This window comes from Arthrobacter sp. Dra40 (assembly GCF_059091905.1).
This window is the reverse complement of the sequence record NZ_JBNHHB010000003.1, coordinates 55,334-71,820: the sequence shown is the minus strand read 5'-3', so window position 1 is coordinate 71,820 and position 16,487 is coordinate 55,334. Positions and strand designations below refer to the sequence as shown.

Genomic DNA, 16,487 nt, shown 5'->3' with positions numbered 1-16,487 from the left:
CCACCTCATGGCAGCAGCCAAATCAGTCCTCGATTCGATCATCTCGTTGGCCAAGCGCCGCGGCTTCGTTTTCCAGGCTGGTGAGATTTACGGTGGATCCCGCTCCGCATGGGACTACGGGCCGCTCGGCGTCGAGCTGAAGGAAAACATCAAGCGCCAGTGGTGGCAGACCATGGTGCGCGGCCGCGACGATGTGGTCGGGCTGGACTCCTCGGTGATCCTGCCGCGCCAGGTCTGGGAAGCATCGGGCCATGTGGACGTCTTTTCCGACCCGCTGGTGGAATGCCTCAACTGCCACAAGCGCTACCGTGCCGACCACCTCGAGGAAGAATACGAGGAGAAGAAGGGCCGGGCGCCGGAAAACGGCCTCAAGGACATCGCCTGCGCCAACTGCGGCACCAAGGGCGAATGGACCGAACCGCAGGAATTCTCCGGCCTGCTCAAGACCTTCCTCGGCCCGGTGGCCCACGAGGAAGGCATGCACTACCTGCGCCCCGAGACCGCGCAGGGCATCTTCGTGAACTTCAACAACGTGCTGACCACCTCGCGCAAGAAGCCGCCGTTCGGCATCGGCCAGATCGGCAAGAGCTTCCGCAACGAGATCACGCCGGGCAACTTCATCTTCCGCACCCGTGAATTCGAGCAGATGGAGATGGAGTTCTTCGTGGAGCCGGGCACGGACGAAGAATGGCACCAGTACTGGATCGACGCCCGGCTGCAGTGGTACGTGGACCTGGGCATCAACCGGGACAATTTGCGCCTCTTCGAGCACCCGCTGGAAAAGCTGAGCCACTACTCCAAGGGCACCACCGACGTCGAGTACCGCTTCGGCTTCCAAGGCTCGGAATGGGGCGAGCTGGAAGGCATCGCCAACCGGACGGACTTCGACCTGTCCACGCATACCAAGCACTCCGGCACCGACCTGAGCTACTTCAACCAGGCCACCAACGAGCGTTACACCCCGTACGTGATCGAGCCGGCCGCGGGCCTGACCCGGTCCTTCATGGCGTTCTTGGTGGACGCCTACACCGAGGACGAGGCGCCGAACGCCAAGGGCGGGGTGGACAAGCGCACCGTGCTGCGGCTGGATCCGCGGCTGGCCCCGGTCAAGGCCGCGGTGCTGCCGCTGTCCCGCAACGAGGACCTCTCGCCCAAGGCCAAGGAATTGGGTGCGGCGCTGCGCAAGAACTGGAACATCGACTTCGACGACGCCGGCGCCATCGGCCGCCGTTACCGCCGCCAGGACGAGATCGGCACCCCGTTCTGCATCACCGTGGACTTCGACACCCTCGAGGACCAGGCGGTGACCATCCGGGAACGCGACTCGATGGCCCAGGAGCGCGTCTCGTTGGACAAGGTCGAAGGCTATCTGGCGGCCCGTCTTATCGGCGCCTGATCCCAGGCACGCTCAGACATCCGTAACCGCCGCAGGAACCGCCCGTTCCAGGGCGGCGCACCCGTTGAAGGAGAACCATGGCCCAGCTGACCTACCGCGACTGGCGCGAGGACGATGACCTGGCCCTGCTGGAAATCTGGGGCGATCCGGAAACCGGCCAGGCCGGCCATTTCCGGGCCATGCTCCGGCCGTCCGCCGACCAGCCTTGGTCGCGGTGCATCGTGGCGGAGGACCAGGGGATAGCGGTTGCCGCGGGCGCGGTCTACGAGACCAGCCTGCACCCGGACCGGCTCTGGGTTTACGTCGAGGTTGCCCGAGGGCATCGCGGCGCTGGAGTGGCCAGTGACCTGCTGGCGAGGCTACGCGCCGAAGCCGAGCAAGCGCCGTCGGGAGTGCGGAAGCTGCGGGCCAAGGTGGAGCCGGACACGTCCGGTGCCGCATTTGCCCGGGCGGCCGGCCTGACCCAGATCCAAAGCTCACGCGTGGTGCAGGTTTCGCCCGGGGCGCTGCCGCTGCCGGCCCTGGGCGAGACCGGCCCGCAGTTGGAGGAGGCGGCCACCGGGTCGGTGGAGCTGACCCGCGCGGTGGCTGACTTCTACAACTCCGTCCACGTGTGGGACCGGGCGGACATGACCGTGGGCCGGGCGCAGCAGATGCTGCTCAGCGAGTCCGCGGGAGCCGGCGGCGCGGTGGTGCTGCGCAGCGCGCCGAAGGCCGAGGGTGGCACCATCCAGGCCTTCGCCATCAGCTACACACACGAGCGTACCGACGCGCCGGCGGACGTGCTGCTGGGCTACGACACTGCCCTGCCGGCCGAAGAAGCCGAGGCAGCGGTGCGCGCTCTGCTGGCGATGCTGGTGGCCCAGTATCCGGTGCAGCTGGAGGTCGACGATTCGATGACCGCCGTGGTGGCTGTGCTGCAGCCGCTGCTGGACTCCGGCCTCGCCCGGCAGCTGGGCCCGGCAACCTCCATCGTTAGCGACTGACACGCCGAGAGAGGGGAGCGGACATGAAGGGTGTACTGTTCGACGTCGACGGGACGCTGGTGGACTCCAACTACCTGCACGTGCTGGCTTGGTGGCAGGCCTTCCGGCAGGCAGACATCGACGTTCCGATGGCTGCCATCCACCGCTGTGTCGGGATGGGCGGGGGCCGGCTCGTCGAGGAATTGCTCGACGACGGCCGCGACCGGTCCGGGGACGAGCAACTCAAGGCCGCCCACGGGGCCGTCTTCTCCACCTACTGGCCTGCGCTTCGCCGCTTTGACGGAGCCCGGGAATTGGTGGAGCGCGCGGCAGGGGAGGGCCTCGCCGTCGTGCTGGCATCCTCAGCCGAGGAAGCCGAACTGAAGGTGTTGCGCCGGGTCATCGACGCCGACGGGTCGATCACCGCCGCCACCAGCTCGGCGGACGCCGATAACAGCAAGCCTGCGCCGGACATCCTGCAGGCGGCCCTGGACTCGGCCGGGCTGCGGGCTGAAGACACCGTCTTTGTTGGCGACGCCGTCTGGGATATCCAAGCGGCGGGCGAGCTCGGGATTCCCTGCATCGGACTCGAATGCGGCGGTACCCCGGCGGACGTCCTGACCCAGGCAGGCGCCGCCGAGGTGTACCGGAACCCGCAGGATCTGCTGGCACACTTTTCCGAAAGCGCCCTCGGCGGCCTCCTGCGCGCGTAGACGTTGGGGGACTCGGTCTTTCCGACGGCGGCCGGGCGGCCTTTTCGCCCATGTGGCGATCGACAAGCGCAGGTGCCGATGACGCGGGATTTGCCCGGTTTTGAGAGAATGGACGGGTGACACTTACCGCTGCCTCCGAATCGGCCACCAAGCTTGAGCTGCCGCCGCTCAAACTCGGGCCGATCACCGTCGAAACCCCCGTAGTCCTGGCTCCGATGGCCGGCATTACCAACAAGGCGTTCCGCCGGCTCTGCCGCGAGTACGGTGGCGGCCTGTACGTGGCGGAAATGGTCACTTCCCGAGCGCTCGTAGAACGCAACCGCGAGTCGATGCGGATCATCTCGCACGACGAGGATGAGGACGTGCGCTCCGTCCAGCTGTACGGCGTGGATCCCAAAACGGTGGGTGCGGCTGTCCGGCTGCTGGTGCAGGAAGATCGCGCCGACCACATCGATTTGAACTTTGGCTGCCCGGTACCCAAAGTCACCCGCCGCGGCGGCGGTTCCGCACTCCCGTGGAAAACCGAGCTGTTCACCGCGATCGTCCAGGCCGCGACCCGCGAGGCCGCGAAGGGCAACGTGCCGTTGACCATCAAGATGCGCAAGGGGATCGACGACGACCACCTCACCTTTATCGAGGCCGGCAAGATCGCCCGCGACGCCGGCGTGGCCGCCGTCGCTCTCCACGGCCGCACGGCCAGCCAGTTCTATTCAGGTCAAGCGGACTGGAACGCGATTGCCGAACTGCGCGAGGCACTGCCGGACGTCCCGGTACTGGGCAACGGCGACATCTGGAGCGCCGAGGACGCGGTACGGATGGTGCAGCAGACCGGGGTGGACGGCGTCGTCGTCGGCCGTGGCTGCCAAGGCCGTCCCTGGCTGTTCGGCGATCTGCAGGCGGCCTTCGAGGGCACGGACAAGCGTTTCCGCCCGGGACTGAAGGACGTTGCGGACAGTTTCTACCGGCACGCCGAGCTGCTGGTGGATTATTTCGAGGACGAAGGAAAGGCGCTGCGGGATATCCGCAAGCATGTGGCCTGGTACTTCAAGGGGTACTCCGTGGGCGGCGAACTGCGGGCCGCGCTGGCCCAGGTGCCCACGCTCGCGGTGCTCCGCGAGCTGCTGGCCGAACTGGACGCCGATGCGCCCTACCCGGGTGCAGATGCCGAGGGTCCGCGGGGCCGCGCCGGTTCGCCCAAGCGCCCGGCGCTGCCGGACGGCTGGCTCTCCAGCCGGGAGCTGAACGCCGACCACAAGGCGATGATCGCCGCGGCAGAGCTGGATGTCTCCGGTGGCTGAGGCGCGTACCGGCCACCCTGCGCCACCCACGCCGGGATACTCGGACTTCGATCAGGAACGCTGGTACGCGGAGGAACCGAAGAGTACCTACCGCACGCAGTTCGAACGGGACCGCGCCCGGGTACTGCATTCGTCGGCGCTGCGCCGTCTGGGCGCCAAGACGCAAGTGGTGTCCCCGGACACTGACGACTTCGTCCGGACCCGGCTGACCCACAGCCTGGAGGTGGCGCAGGTAGGCCGCGAACTCGGCCGGACGCTGGGCTGCGACCCGGACGTGGTGGACGCAGCCTGCCTCTCCCACGACCTTGGCCATCCTCCTTTTGGCCACAACGGGGAGACCGCGCTCAACGCGGCCGCGCATGCCATCGGTGGTTTCGAAGGCAACGCCCAGACGCTTCGGCTGCTCACCCGGCTGGAGCCGAAGATCCTGCGCCCGGACGGCTCTCCGGCCGGCCTCAACCTGACCCGGGCCAGCCTGGACGCGGCCTGCAAGTACCCGTGGACCGCGGACGACGCGCCGGTCATCCACGGCAAACGGACCAGCAAGTTCGGCGCCTACGAGGACGACCTTCCCGTCTTCAACTGGCTGCGCGAAGGAGCCACCGAACGCCGCTCCTGCCTGGAGGCCCAGGTGATGGATCTGGCCGACGACATCTCCTACTCCGTGCACGACGTCGAGGACGCCATCGTGGCCGGGCGCATCCAGCTCAAATGGTTGGACAGCGCCGACACCCGCAGCCGGGTCATCGGCTATACGCAGCAGTGGTATCTGCCCACGAGCGACGCCCAGGAAGTGGACGACGCCCTCACCCGGCTGGAGCAATCCGGGGTCTGGGTGCGCGAGGCGGACGGCAGCCGCAAGGCGATGGCCGCGCTGAAGGACATGACCAGCCAGTTGATCGGCCGTTTCTGCTCCAGCGCGATGGAAGCCACCCGCTCCATCTACGGCCCGCAGCAGCTGACGCGCTACGAGGCCGAGCTGGTGGTGCCGCAGGGGACCGCCACCGAGATCGCCGTGATGAAGGGGCTGGCCACCACGTTCGTGATGACCACGGATCTGCGCCAGCCGGTCTACGAGCACCAGCAGGAAATCCTGCACGACCTGGTCAGCGAGCTCCACGCCACCGGGGAGAAGCATCTGGAAGAGCCTTTTGCCTCCGATTGGCGGGACGCCGAGGACGACGGTGCGCGCCTGCGCGTGGTGATCGACCAGATCGCCTCGCTTACGGATGTGTCCGCTCTGGCGCTGCACGAAAGCCTGATGGGGGCCCACCGGACGCTGCTCTGATGCCGCGCACTCCCGAGCTGTCCTCCACAGGCGCCCGCCTGCGCACCGTCGTCACCAGCCTGCGGGGGCGGAGCCGCCGATTTGGCGCTGCTGCATAACATAGGACTATGGCCGGACTGATTAAACGTGAAGACATCGATGAAGTCCGCCAGCGTACCGACATCAAGGAAGTGGTTGACGGCTACGTCACGCTGAAGTCGGCGGGGATCGGTTCCTTCAAGGGCCTGTGCCCCTTCCACGACGAACGCTCGCCGTCGTTCCATGTCCGTCCGCAGGTGGGAACCTACCATTGCTTCGGCTGCGGCGAAGGCGGCGACGTCATTTCGTTTCTGCAGAAGATGGACCACACGACGTTCTCCGAGACCGTGGAGAAGCTCGCTCACCGGATTAACTACACGCTGCGGTACGAAGACGGGGGCACCGGCCCGCGCCGGGAAGACGTCGGCAAGCGGCAGCGGCTGATGGATGCGCATAAAGTCGCCGCGGAGTTCTTCCGGGAGCAACTGCAGACCCCCGGCGCTGCCGCGGCGCGGGAGTTCCTGTCCGGGCGAGGCTTCGACCAGGCAGCCGCAGAGCATTTTGCCGTGGGCTACGCCCCGCAAGGCTGGGACGGCCTGCTCAAGCACCTGACCGGCCGGGGCTTCACCCAGGACGAACTGCGCATGACCGGGATGTTCTCTGGCGGGGCGGACGGATCCGACGGCAGGAACAGCCGGATCTACGACCGTTTCCGCGGCCGGCTCATTTGGCCCATCCGCGATCTGACCGGTGCGACCATTGGTTTTGGCGCCCGCAAGCTGTACGAGGACGATCAGGGACCCAAGTACTTGAACACCCCGGAGACGGTGCTCTACAAGAAGTCGCAGGTTCTCTACGGGATTGACCTGGCCAAGCGGGACATCGCCCGCAGCCGCCAACTGGTGGTCGTGGAGGGCTACACGGATGTGATGGCGTGCCACCTCTCCGGAATCCAAACGGCTGTGGCGACGTGCGGTACCTCCTTCGGAACGGACCACATCAAGATTGCCAGACGCCTGCTGTCCGATGACGGAACCGGCGGCGAAGTGATCTTCACCTTCGACGGTGACGAAGCCGGCCAGAAGGCCGCACTGCGGGCCTTCGAAGAAGACCAGCGTTTTGTCGCCCAGACCTATGTCGCGGTGGAGCCCAACGGCGCGGACCCCTGCGACCTGCGCCTCAGCCACGGCGAAGGCGCGGTGCGCGAACTGATCAGTTCCCGCCGCCCGTTGTTCGAGTTTGCCATCAAGGCCACGCTGAAGAAGTTCAATCTGGATACCGTCGAGGGGCGGGTCTCGGCGCTGCGGGCCGCCGCGCCGGTGGTTGCCGACATCAGGGACCCGGCGATGCGGCCGGGCTACTCGCGTGAGCTGGCCGGCTGGTTGGGCATGGACGTTGAGGATGTCTCCCGGGCGGTGGCCGGTGCCGTCAAACGCGGACAGTCCGGGGCCGGCGGGAAGGCAGGCCGTGAGCGGGACCAACAGGGCCGCGGGCAGGAATCGAACCGCGGCGTGCAGCAGTCTCCGGGACGGGACTGGCAGGGCAGCAACCGTCCGTCTAACCGGGAGAGTGGATGGGGCGCGGCAGCTCCTTCCCGGCAGCAAGCCAACGGCCGTGCCGGGGCGCCGTACGGACAGGTTGCACAACACTCCTACAGCGAGGGCGGCAATGACGACGGCGCTCCGTCCTACTGGCCGGAATCCGGCCAGGCTCCTGCGCCTGCGCCGGCCTACCCGAGACCTGACCTACGGGACCCCGTCGTCCGACTGGAGCATCAAGCGCTGGAAGTGGCCATTCAGCAACCGGGCCTCCTCGATGCCAGCCAGTGGGAACAATTCATGCAGGCCCGCTTCCTGGCGCCCATGCACGTGGCCGTTCACGGCGCCGTGCGGGCGGCAGGCGTGTCCGGTGCCACTCCGTCGCAGTGGGTGGAGACCATCCGCCAAGAGGTGCCAGAGGAACTGCGCAGCTTCGTCTCCGAGCTGGCTGTCACGCCGCTGCCGGCACAGAACGACGACGGCCTGCGGCTATATTGCCGCGGGATTTTGAACCGGTTGCAGGACCTGCAGATCACGCACCTGAAGGCCGAGAAGCTGGGTCAGCTGCAGCGGATGGATCCATCCGCAGACCCCGAGGACTTCCAGCGGATCAACCGTGAACTCATGGAACTGGAGATGCAGCGCCGGGCGCTCCGCTCGGAATAGGAACCGGGCGAAGGTCGGCACCCAGGCCAGCCGTGTTAGGCGTGCCACAGATCGCCCTCTCGGCGGGCCCACGATTGGCAAGTTCCGGGCTGCATTGAGTATGCTGTTTGAGGTCAAACCGCCGATCGCGGATGACTGCTTTCCCCCGTAGCTCAATTGGCAGAGCATTCGACTGTTAATCGAAGGGTTACTGGTTCGAGTCCAGTCGGGGGAGCGGATAAAGGGGCCTCAGCCAGCGCAACTGCTGTTTGAGGCCCCTTCTTCATATCGTCGTCACTTGCTGCGAACTCTCATAGACCTGCCTTGGAAACAGGGTAACCACCATCGCCGATCTCATATTCACGCCCGGCGTCCAGCATTGCGGTATGCAGGTACAGGCCCGAGGAGCGCTCGCAGTGCAGAAGGTAGCTGCGGCCGTCGTCATTATCGTGTCGAATCAGGTCGGTGACGATTCCGGCCACGGTACTGCGCAGCGCGGCGCCATCGGGGACGAGGTCGTCGGAGAAGTCGATGGCACAGACCTTGGAGAGCGTTTTGGCGGCATGTTCTCCTGTGAGCAGGAAGAGCGCGCGGCCGTGCGTGAGGTCCACCGTTGAGGCGTGTTCATCAGCCTGGTCAGTAAGCTGCTGCATCTCCTGGAGCGTCTTAGCTCGATTCCCAGGTTCGCCGAGAACGATCCACTCGCCTGGCCCGGCACCAACCACGAGGGTTCCCTGCTCGCTTTGATGTGTCCGTCCGAAACCGGCTTTCAGGGCGCTGGCGACGGAGCCGGTGGGAGATGCTCGTACTCCGATTTTCGCGAGTGCTGAGTAGTCATGGAGTTTGAGAGAATTGCTGATTTCGCGGACCGAGACTTCCCAGTCAGCCACGGTCCCGGCCGGTCCGCTGAGCGGAACAGGACCTCGGGCGACCGGTGCCGAATGCTCCACCCGGCTATCTGGAGCTGTGTCGTTATCGAGCCGGGTACCCTCCGGGTCAACGTGCGCAAGCCGCTGCATTACCGTCGCCTTGATAATCTGGGCATCTGGAAGCCGAATATTGACGACGGTACCCGGCTCGCTCAGCGCGCGCTCCAGCTGAGCCAAGCAGACCGAACGTTTCAGCGTCGGTGAGTGTCGGCTGGAGGTAATCCGGCCGACGATCTGGCCGTCGGGTCCAAGGATTTGGCTGGCTTCGGCTGGTACGACGGCGGGATCCAAGGGTTGAAGGGCTGCCAGGCGTGTTCCCGAGCCGCTCTGCTGTTGCCAGAGCAACTCCGGTTTGCCGGAGAAATCTTCCTTGTCCAATTTGATGGCCCAATCCAGACCGGCGCTGTAGCCCTGAGTCAGACCGTCGGTGTCCTGCCCGACAATCAAGTGTCCCTTCTCCAATCGAAGGATACGCTGCGCCTCCACACCGAAAGGCACGACACCTAGGTCCTCACCTGCGGCCATGAGCGATTCCCAAACATGGAGGCCGTAGCCAGCAGGAACATGCAGTTCATAGGAGAGCTCACCCGTGAATCCGATCCGCCACAGAACGCAATCATCAACACCTGCGACCCGGCCCATTTTCAGCCGCATATAACCGAATCCCTCGGAGGACATATCGATTCCGTCAACCAGGCGAGAAACGAGTTTGCGAGCGAGGGGTCCAGCCACGTTGATGCTGGCGTAGGCGGTGGTGACTGGAGTGACATGAACCTGCCACTCGGGATGTGCTGTCTGGAGCCATTCTTCAATCCACTCCCATATGCCGGCTGCCCCGGAAGTGGTCGTGGTCATCAAGTAGTGGTTTTCACCCAGGCGACCGGTCACACCATCGTCGAGGATCACTCCATCATCCGCGCACATCGCACCATAGCGTACGCGCCCGATTTCCAGTTTCGACCACTTGTTTACGTACAGCTGGTTGAGCAGCTTCGATACGTCCGGTCCGCGAAGGTCGAATTTTCCTATTGGGGTCACATCAATGATGCCGACTTTCTCGCGCACCGCGCGGACTTCAGCTTCCGGGTCGCCGTAGTGGTCCGGCCGGATCCATTGCCCAGCCACCAGTGGCATCGCCTTGCGTGCCTTATGCCACGGTTGGATCGGTGAATACCGAACTGGGTCGTAATTTCTCCCGGCCAAGGCGCCGAGCGTCACGGGGGCGTACATTGGCCGCCAGGTCGTCGTTCCCGTCTCGGCGATGGACCGCCCGGTGGCGTCAGCTATGACAGCGATGGCGTTGACCAACTCGATCTTGCCTTGGGTAGGCCCCATGGTCACCGTCGTGAAGCGTTTGGCCAGCTCAGCGGAGTCATAGCCTTCCTTGACCGCCGAATACAGATCGCGGGAAGAAACGTCCTCCGAGAAATCGACAATGCCATGCGTGGTGGAGCGAAAGAGCGCAGGGTGGTCTGGTACCGGCATATCGAAAATGGCCGGTAGATTCCCCAAAGGTCTCGGGTCGACGGTGTCAGTCGAGGGTACCGTAGGGACGGCGCCCGCGAGTTTGGTACGGGCACTTAATGCATGGTGCGCAGCATGCTGTCCAACGGCGTCGGCGTGGTCGTGCAGCTGCTCGATTGTGCCATCGCCGGCTAGCCCGCCGGTGCTGTACACTCCTTCGCCGGACTGGCCGCCGGGGAGAAAGCGCGCTGCCTCCGGTACATAGTTTGGAACATCTCCGGACATGTTCAGCAGTGAAGTGGGCGCCGTCCATCCGGTGGCGGTGACCAGGAGGTCCGCGGCGATTTTCCGCCCGTTAGACAGTTCAACGGCTTGGACACCATTGCGCCCGTGGGCACGTACAACGGTCTCACCGGCACGGGCATCAACGACTTCCACTTCGACACCGATACGCCGCAAGTCCTCTGCGGCAGCGTCGCCCTCAGGATTGGCGGTCAGCACCACAGCCCGTTCGCCTGGTTTCACTGCATGAAGATTGATCAGGCGCTGGGCGGCGGTGGAAAGCATGACGCCAGGCAAGTCGTTCCCTTCAAAAACATAGGGCCGTTCCATCAGCCCGGCCGCGACGACCACACTTCTCGCCCTAGTCTTTATCAGCGTTTCAGGCATGCCGGGGGAGGGCTGACGCTGCACTACGGCACACCAGTTATCGTCATAGCAGGCCGCTACGGTGGAGTTGGTGAGAGTGTGGATATTCTCAGTCGCCAGAATCTGTTTCGCTAGCTTCGCTGCATGATCCGGGTCGGTCCAACGCAGGTGCCCGCCCAACTGGTGCTCCTCATCGACCAGCATGACGCGCGCGCCGGCGGCCGCTGCAGCCAATGCCGACGTCATGCCCGCCAGGCCGCCACCGACAACCAGCACGTCGGCATGGGCGTAGCGCTTTTCGTAGATCTCCTCAGTGATTTCAGGGTTTACTTTCCCGGCGTGCACGAACTGGCGTAGGACGCGTTCGTACACCGGCCACATGAACTGCGGTTTCATAAACGTTTTGTAATAGAACCCTGGTGCCAGAAAGCGACTACCCAGCTGATTCACGGCCCTGACATCGAACCTCAGCGACGGCCACGTGTTCTGCGAGGTTGCCTTCATGCCATTCTGCAGGAGCCTATGGGCACCGCGGACGTTCGGTTCGTCGTTGATCTGCATGGTGCACCCAGGATCATGCATGGTTGCCGTCATCAGACCGCGCGGGCGATGGTACTTAAAGCTGCGGGAGAAGATGCGCTCGCCGGAAGCGGCGAGGGCAGACACCACAGAATCGCCCGAAAACCCTGTATATGTCCTGCCGTTCCAGGTGAAGGTCAGCGGCCGTGAGCGATCTATCACTTCCCCGTGTTGGGTATCGAGTCGCCGTGACTGTTGGCGGCCGGAGTTTGAAGAGGTCATCGGACGTCTCCTTGGTGCATCGCTGACTTATTGGTGTACGTGTCCCGCAGGATAGTGAAGAACTGACGGCACCCGGCGGAGTGGTACCACGTTTCTTTCACGATGCCGCAGGGGTTGTCGCGAAAATACAGGTACTGGTGCCACTCGCTGCGCGTGGCCGTTTCAACATTGGGCCGACTTCTCACGGGGCCGTGGTGATGGAACTCTGTGGAGTTGCGTGGCCCGCACCACGGGCAACTGATCTGCATCATGGAAACGTCCTCCTGGGGATTGGTGATCAGTGACCCACCGCTGCGGCACCTTTTTCGCCAACCAACCTGCCGGTGGAGAAACGGTCGAGCCCAAAGTCAGCGATGATTTCCGGTGTGCGGTTGTTGGCTATGAGCCCGGCCATGGCTTCCCCGGCTACCGGACCGGCTTTGAAGCCATACGTTCCCCAGCCGACGTCGACGTAGAAGCCGCCCACCGGGGTAGGACCCATGATCGGAGAGTAGTCCGGGGTCATGTCACACAGACCGGCCCACTGGCGCAGCAGTCTCATCTTGGACAGCGGGGGCATCAGCTTCAGCACATTTGAGGCCAGTCCTTCAACGAATTCCAGTGAGCCCCGCATGGAGTATGACGTGAACGGATCCACGCTGGCGCCAAACACCAGCTCGCCCCGATCAGTCTGACTGACATAGACATGCAATGTTCCGGACACGACGACCGTATCGAGGAAGGGCTTGACAGGTTCGGTCACAGCCGCCTGTAGGGGAGACGTTGTCACCGGCATTGCCACTCCGGCCATGTCGGATATCAGTGTCGACCAGCCGGCGGTGCAATTGATCACGGTACCGGTCGAAATATCACCGCCGCTGGTCCGCACGCCCGTGACCCGTCCGTCGCTGACGTTAATTCCGGTCACCTCAGTGTTTTGATGCAGATGTACGCCCCAGCGATCGGCGGCGCGCGCATAACCCCAGACGACGGCATCGTGTCGGATAATTCCTCCGGGCGGATGATACAGGGCCCCAAGTATCGGATAGCGGGCGTCATCAGACGTGTCTAAGTATGGGACCAGCTTCTTGATCTCGCCGGTGTCGATCAGTTCTGAATCGATCCCCTGGACTTTGTTGACTTCCGCGCGCCAGCGCATGGTACGCAGGCTCCCGTCATTATGGGCCAGCGTGAGGTGCCCTTTCTGGGAGAACATCACGTTGAAGTTCAATTCGCTAGCGAGATTTTCGTACAGCTTGAGGGAACGATCATAAAACCGGACGCCCTCCGGAGTGAGGTAGTTAGAACGGAGGATGGCCGTGTTCCTGCCCGATCCACCGCCGCCGAGATAACCCTTGTCGAGCACAGCTACGTTTCGGATTCCATGGTTGGTGGCCAGATAGTAGGCCGTCGCCAGACCGTGGAGTCCGCCGCCGATGATGACTACGTCGTAGCTTTTTTTCACTTCATGGTGTCGCCATACTTTCGGCCACTCTGACTGCGAAACTCCTTTCGAGAACAATTGCCAAGCGGAGTAGCGGGCCTGGCGTGATCTTTGCCAACTCGGGCCCATGCGGTGCTCACGCTTTGAATCGAGGACTCCACGTTCTCTGTTCGTCATAGCACTTACTCAGTCTTTCTCCCGTTAGCCATCTAGAGCGTCGCCATTGATTCGTCGGTGAATTGAGTAGAAATTCCGTCCTCGTCCATGGCACTTAACGCAAGGAGGAAGACGAGAAGCGTCCCAAGTGCGGAGAAGAACGTCGCAAATTTAGCGGCGTTATTGAAGTGAGGGGCAGAAGATTTCGTTCAGCGAACCACGAACCCCCGAACGTGTCAAGCATCTGGTGACTGCCCTCGGAGGACGTCGCATATCTGCGGATCCGGACTGCCAAAACCAGGAAAAAACAGGAAGGTGATGGCTTCCTGGGGGTGCTGGATCCGAGCCGATCGCTGAGGAAAAGTTGGGGCGAATGTGATCCTTGACACATTCTATTTTCGATGCAAGGGTGGGGTTTCCGCACCCGAAAGCCTTAACCAGTGCCACCTTCTATGACAGTTTTTCTGTCTTTAATCGTCCGATAGAGATGAGGCCGAACCGTGGTTAAACGACATGAATCAGCGGCAGACGTACTGAAAACAGTTGAAGATCAAGACCTTGAGTTTATTTTCGCCTCCTTCACTGAAGTCCGAGGCAAGTCAAGTGCCAAACTAGTTCCCGCCTCACAGGTGGAATCACTCTTTACCAGTGGGGCTGGGTTTGCCGGCTTCGCAGCCGGTGAGATCGGCCAGGGCCCGCATAGCCCTGATATTGAAGTCATTCCAGATCCGGCGACACTACGCGTTGTTCCATGGCAACCCGGTCTGGCACATGTCATCGGAGACGCACGCGTGGAAGGTGAAGAGTGGCCTTTTTGTCCGCGCACTATCCTGCGGAAGCAGATCAAGAGGGCCGAGGATCTCGGCTATGTGTTCAAGATCGGATTCGAGGCAGAGTTCACCCTGGTGGACTTCGACGAAAATGGAAAGCTCGTTGTCGCCGATCGGATGGATACCTGGGCGAAGCCCTGCTACGACGTCAAAGGCCTCACCCGGCAGTTTGATTTCGTTACTCGGATGTCGAAATACGTCTCGGAGTTGGGGTGGGAGAACTACGCTGTCGACCACGAGGACGCGAACGGGCAGTTTGAGGTCAACGTCACCTTCGCTGAAGCCATGGAGACCGCAGATCGAGCAATCTTCTTCCGCTACATGACAGAGACCCTGGCCCAGGAACACGGGGCGATCGCCACATTTATGCCCAAACCCTTCACCGATAACACTGGGAATGGCTTCCACTACACCATGAGCCTGTGGGACAAGGAGCGAGATATCAATCTGTTCGAGGACAAGAGTGATCCTCGTGGATTGGGGCTGTCCAAGTTGGGGTACCAGTTCGCAGCAGGCCTTCTGGATCACGCCCGCGGCTACATGGCTATGGTGGCCCCGACAGTCAACTCGTACAAACGGATGAAAGCTGGAACCGAATCGGTGCGAACCTGGGTTCCGGTGGCGATCACCTACGGCGGCAATAACCGCACCCAGATGTTGCGGATTGCCAGAGTAGGCGCCATTGAGGATCGAACTCCAGACTTCTCGGGAAGTCCCTATCTTGGATTCGCCGCCGCTCTGGCCGCTGGCTTGGACGGCATTCAACGCGAGCTGGATCCGGGCGATCCCAACGAAAGCAACCTCTATGCAGCATCACCGGATGATCTGGAGGAACGCGGAATCAATATGCTGCCCCACAGCCTCCTGGAATCTGTTCACTATCTTCGACGCGACAACGTGCTTCGCGAGGCCTTCGGACAAGTTCCCGTCGAGGGGCCCTTCGGTCAACCGTCCTCAAAGACGGAAGACTTCGTTGACTACTACGCGCGACTCAAACTCGACGAATATCACGAGCTCACAGATTTGGTCACCGACAATGAAGTTCAGCGCTATCTCCAGTTCCCGTAAACCATGGGTGCAGCATTCCATACCTAGGTAAGGCAGGCCGGCATGCTCAAACGTTCACTTATCACCGTGCTTCTCATCTGCATTGTCATGATTTTGCCCGCCGGCCCTGCCGCTGCGGTTGTTGAGGAAGGTAGTCAGGCTGCCGAACTGTTCCAGTACCACCGGGGACAGGACGTCTTCTTCATGCTGATGCTCGTAGCGTTTCTCATGCTGTTTATTCGACGCTATGAGTGGGGAGTGGCTTTGGCCACGCTGTTAGTGCTGGCAGTCAGCTGGCCGCTCTACTTGATTGTGTCAGTTGGAATCTTCGGAAATGGACTCAATATCGAGGCGGTGATCCTGGCGTGTTTCGCGTCCATTACATTGGTCATTGCCATTGGGGTTTTTCTTGGACACATTTCGACCATTCACTACCTTCTGGCCGCCGTCCTCTTCGTTCCGGCGTACATGTTCAATGAGTGGTTTATCTTCCAATATCTCGACGGCGTCCTTGATGCTGGCGGATCCATCCTGGTCCATATGTTTGCAGCCTACTGGGGGTGGGGAGTCATTCTCGGGCTGCGAAACAGGCGCGTCAATGCCGAGCCCATGAAGACCAGTGTTCACAGCGTGTCCTTCGTATGGCTGGCGAGCATGCTGCTATTCGTGCTGTGGCCTTCGTTCGTTACCGCCCTCCTTCCACCGGACAAAATCATTCCGGCAATGATCAACACGTACTTGGCGCTGACAGCGGCCACACTGGTCACCTATCTGCTGTTGTACTTGCTCAAACGGACGATCGACCCGTTAGTTTATACCTACGCAATCTTGGCCGGAGGCGTGGCCATCGGGGCGACCGTGGATCTCGCGTCCCCATGGCAGGCGTGGTTGATCGGTTTGGCCGGTGGCGCGGCGTCAACACTATCTTTCATCTACCTCAACGACTGGCTCAAGCGCAAGACCGGCGTACTGGACACCATGGGAGTTCACAATCTGCACGGAATTCCGGGCATTATCGGCGGACTTTTTCCCATCATTATCGTGGGAGCACCGACGAGCCAACTGGCGGCGATCGGAGGAACATTCGTCATTGCCCTGGCAACAGGACTCGTCACTGGTCTGGTCTTGAGGTTGTTCAAGAGCCCGACCAAGATGCTCGACGACGCCGAATCTTTCCCGGTCGAGGAGATGCGAGCGACGGAGCCTGCGTGATGACGGATGCGGCCGCCGACCAGGCGGTTCTCTCGAGCTTGCCCGCAAGGGTGCCAACATTAGTCGCCGAAATTCCTGACATAGAAGGGGGCAACGTGCATGTGCGGGATAATCGG

At 62.5% G+C, this 16,487-nt stretch carries 11 protein-coding genes and 1 tRNA gene; 9 read left to right on the top strand and 3 right to left on the bottom strand.

All coding sequences use genetic code 11. From position 1 onward, the window contains the following. Positions 1-7 precede the first annotated feature (7 nt). The 7 genes from AC5RWT_RS02755 (at position 8) to AC5RWT_RS02725 (ending at position 8,096) form a co-directional block, all read left to right on the top strand. The gene (locus tag AC5RWT_RS02755) at positions 8-1,396 is read left to right on the top strand and encodes a glycine--tRNA ligase (RefSeq protein ID WP_136784178.1); all 1,389 of its coding nucleotides are present in this window, start codon (positions 8-10) and stop codon (positions 1,394-1,396) included. A 77-nt stretch (positions 1,397-1,473) separates the two neighbouring features. Beyond that, complete coding sequence (locus AC5RWT_RS02750) at positions 1,474-2,382, top strand: GNAT family N-acetyltransferase (RefSeq protein WP_494044754.1); 909 nt, start codon at positions 1,474-1,476, stop codon at positions 2,380-2,382. 23 nt (positions 2,383-2,405) lie between these two features. Beyond that, complete coding sequence (locus tag AC5RWT_RS02745) at positions 2,406-3,074, top strand: HAD family hydrolase (RefSeq protein WP_494079035.1); 669 nt, start codon at positions 2,406-2,408, stop codon at positions 3,072-3,074. Positions 3,075-3,190: 116 nt separating this feature from the next. Further along, a complete protein-coding gene (gene dusB / locus AC5RWT_RS02740; protein WP_494079034.1) occupies positions 3,191-4,372 on the top strand; it encodes a tRNA dihydrouridine synthase DusB in 1,182 nt (393 codons plus the stop codon). Beyond that, positions 4,356-5,660, top strand: coding sequence for a deoxyguanosinetriphosphate triphosphohydrolase (locus AC5RWT_RS02735; RefSeq protein ID WP_494079033.1), 1,305 nt, complete (start codon positions 4,356-4,358; stop codon positions 5,658-5,660). The genes dusB and AC5RWT_RS02735 overlap by 17 nt, the downstream gene beginning before the upstream one ends. 107 nt (positions 5,661-5,767) lie before the next feature. After that, positions 5,768-7,882 (top strand): DNA primase, encoded by a 2,115-nt coding sequence (dnaG, locus tag AC5RWT_RS02730; RefSeq protein WP_494079032.1) that lies wholly within the window; start codon positions 5,768-5,770, stop codon positions 7,880-7,882. 141 nt (positions 7,883-8,023) lie between these two features. After that, a tRNA-Asn gene (locus AC5RWT_RS02725) sits at positions 8,024-8,096 on the top strand. Between the two features lie 76 nt (positions 8,097-8,172). On the opposite strand, the gene AC5RWT_RS02720 is transcribed toward AC5RWT_RS02725, so the two are convergent. The 3 genes from AC5RWT_RS02720 to AC5RWT_RS02710 are packed head-to-tail and all read right to left on the bottom strand — an operon-like array spanning position 8,173 to position 13,147. Continuing rightward, a complete protein-coding gene (locus AC5RWT_RS02720; RefSeq protein WP_494079031.1) occupies positions 8,173-11,703 on the bottom strand; it encodes a 2Fe-2S iron-sulfur cluster-binding protein in 3,531 nt (1,176 codons plus the stop codon). Further along, the gene (locus AC5RWT_RS02715) at positions 11,700-11,951 is read right to left on the bottom strand and encodes a sarcosine oxidase subunit delta (protein WP_494079112.1); all 252 of its coding nucleotides are present in this window, start codon (positions 11,949-11,951) and stop codon (positions 11,700-11,702) included. Before AC5RWT_RS02715 ends, AC5RWT_RS02720 begins: the two co-directional genes overlap by 4 nt. A gap of 29 nt (positions 11,952-11,980) precedes the next feature. Beyond that, positions 11,981-13,147 (bottom strand): FAD-dependent oxidoreductase, encoded by a 1,167-nt coding sequence (locus AC5RWT_RS02710; protein WP_494079030.1) that lies wholly within the window; start codon positions 13,145-13,147, stop codon positions 11,981-11,983. Positions 13,148-13,782: 635 nt separating this feature from the next. Between AC5RWT_RS02710 and glnT the strand changes: the two genes are divergently transcribed. Then, positions 13,783-15,180, top strand: coding sequence for a type III glutamate--ammonia ligase (gene glnT, locus AC5RWT_RS02705; RefSeq protein ID WP_494079029.1), 1,398 nt, complete (start codon positions 13,783-13,785; stop codon positions 15,178-15,180). A 42-nt stretch (positions 15,181-15,222) separates the two neighbouring features. Beyond that, the gene (locus AC5RWT_RS02700; RefSeq protein WP_494079028.1) at positions 15,223-16,371 is read left to right on the top strand and encodes an ammonium transporter family protein; all 1,149 of its coding nucleotides are present in this window, start codon (positions 15,223-15,225) and stop codon (positions 16,369-16,371) included. The last annotated feature ends 116 nt before the right edge of the window (positions 16,372-16,487 follow it).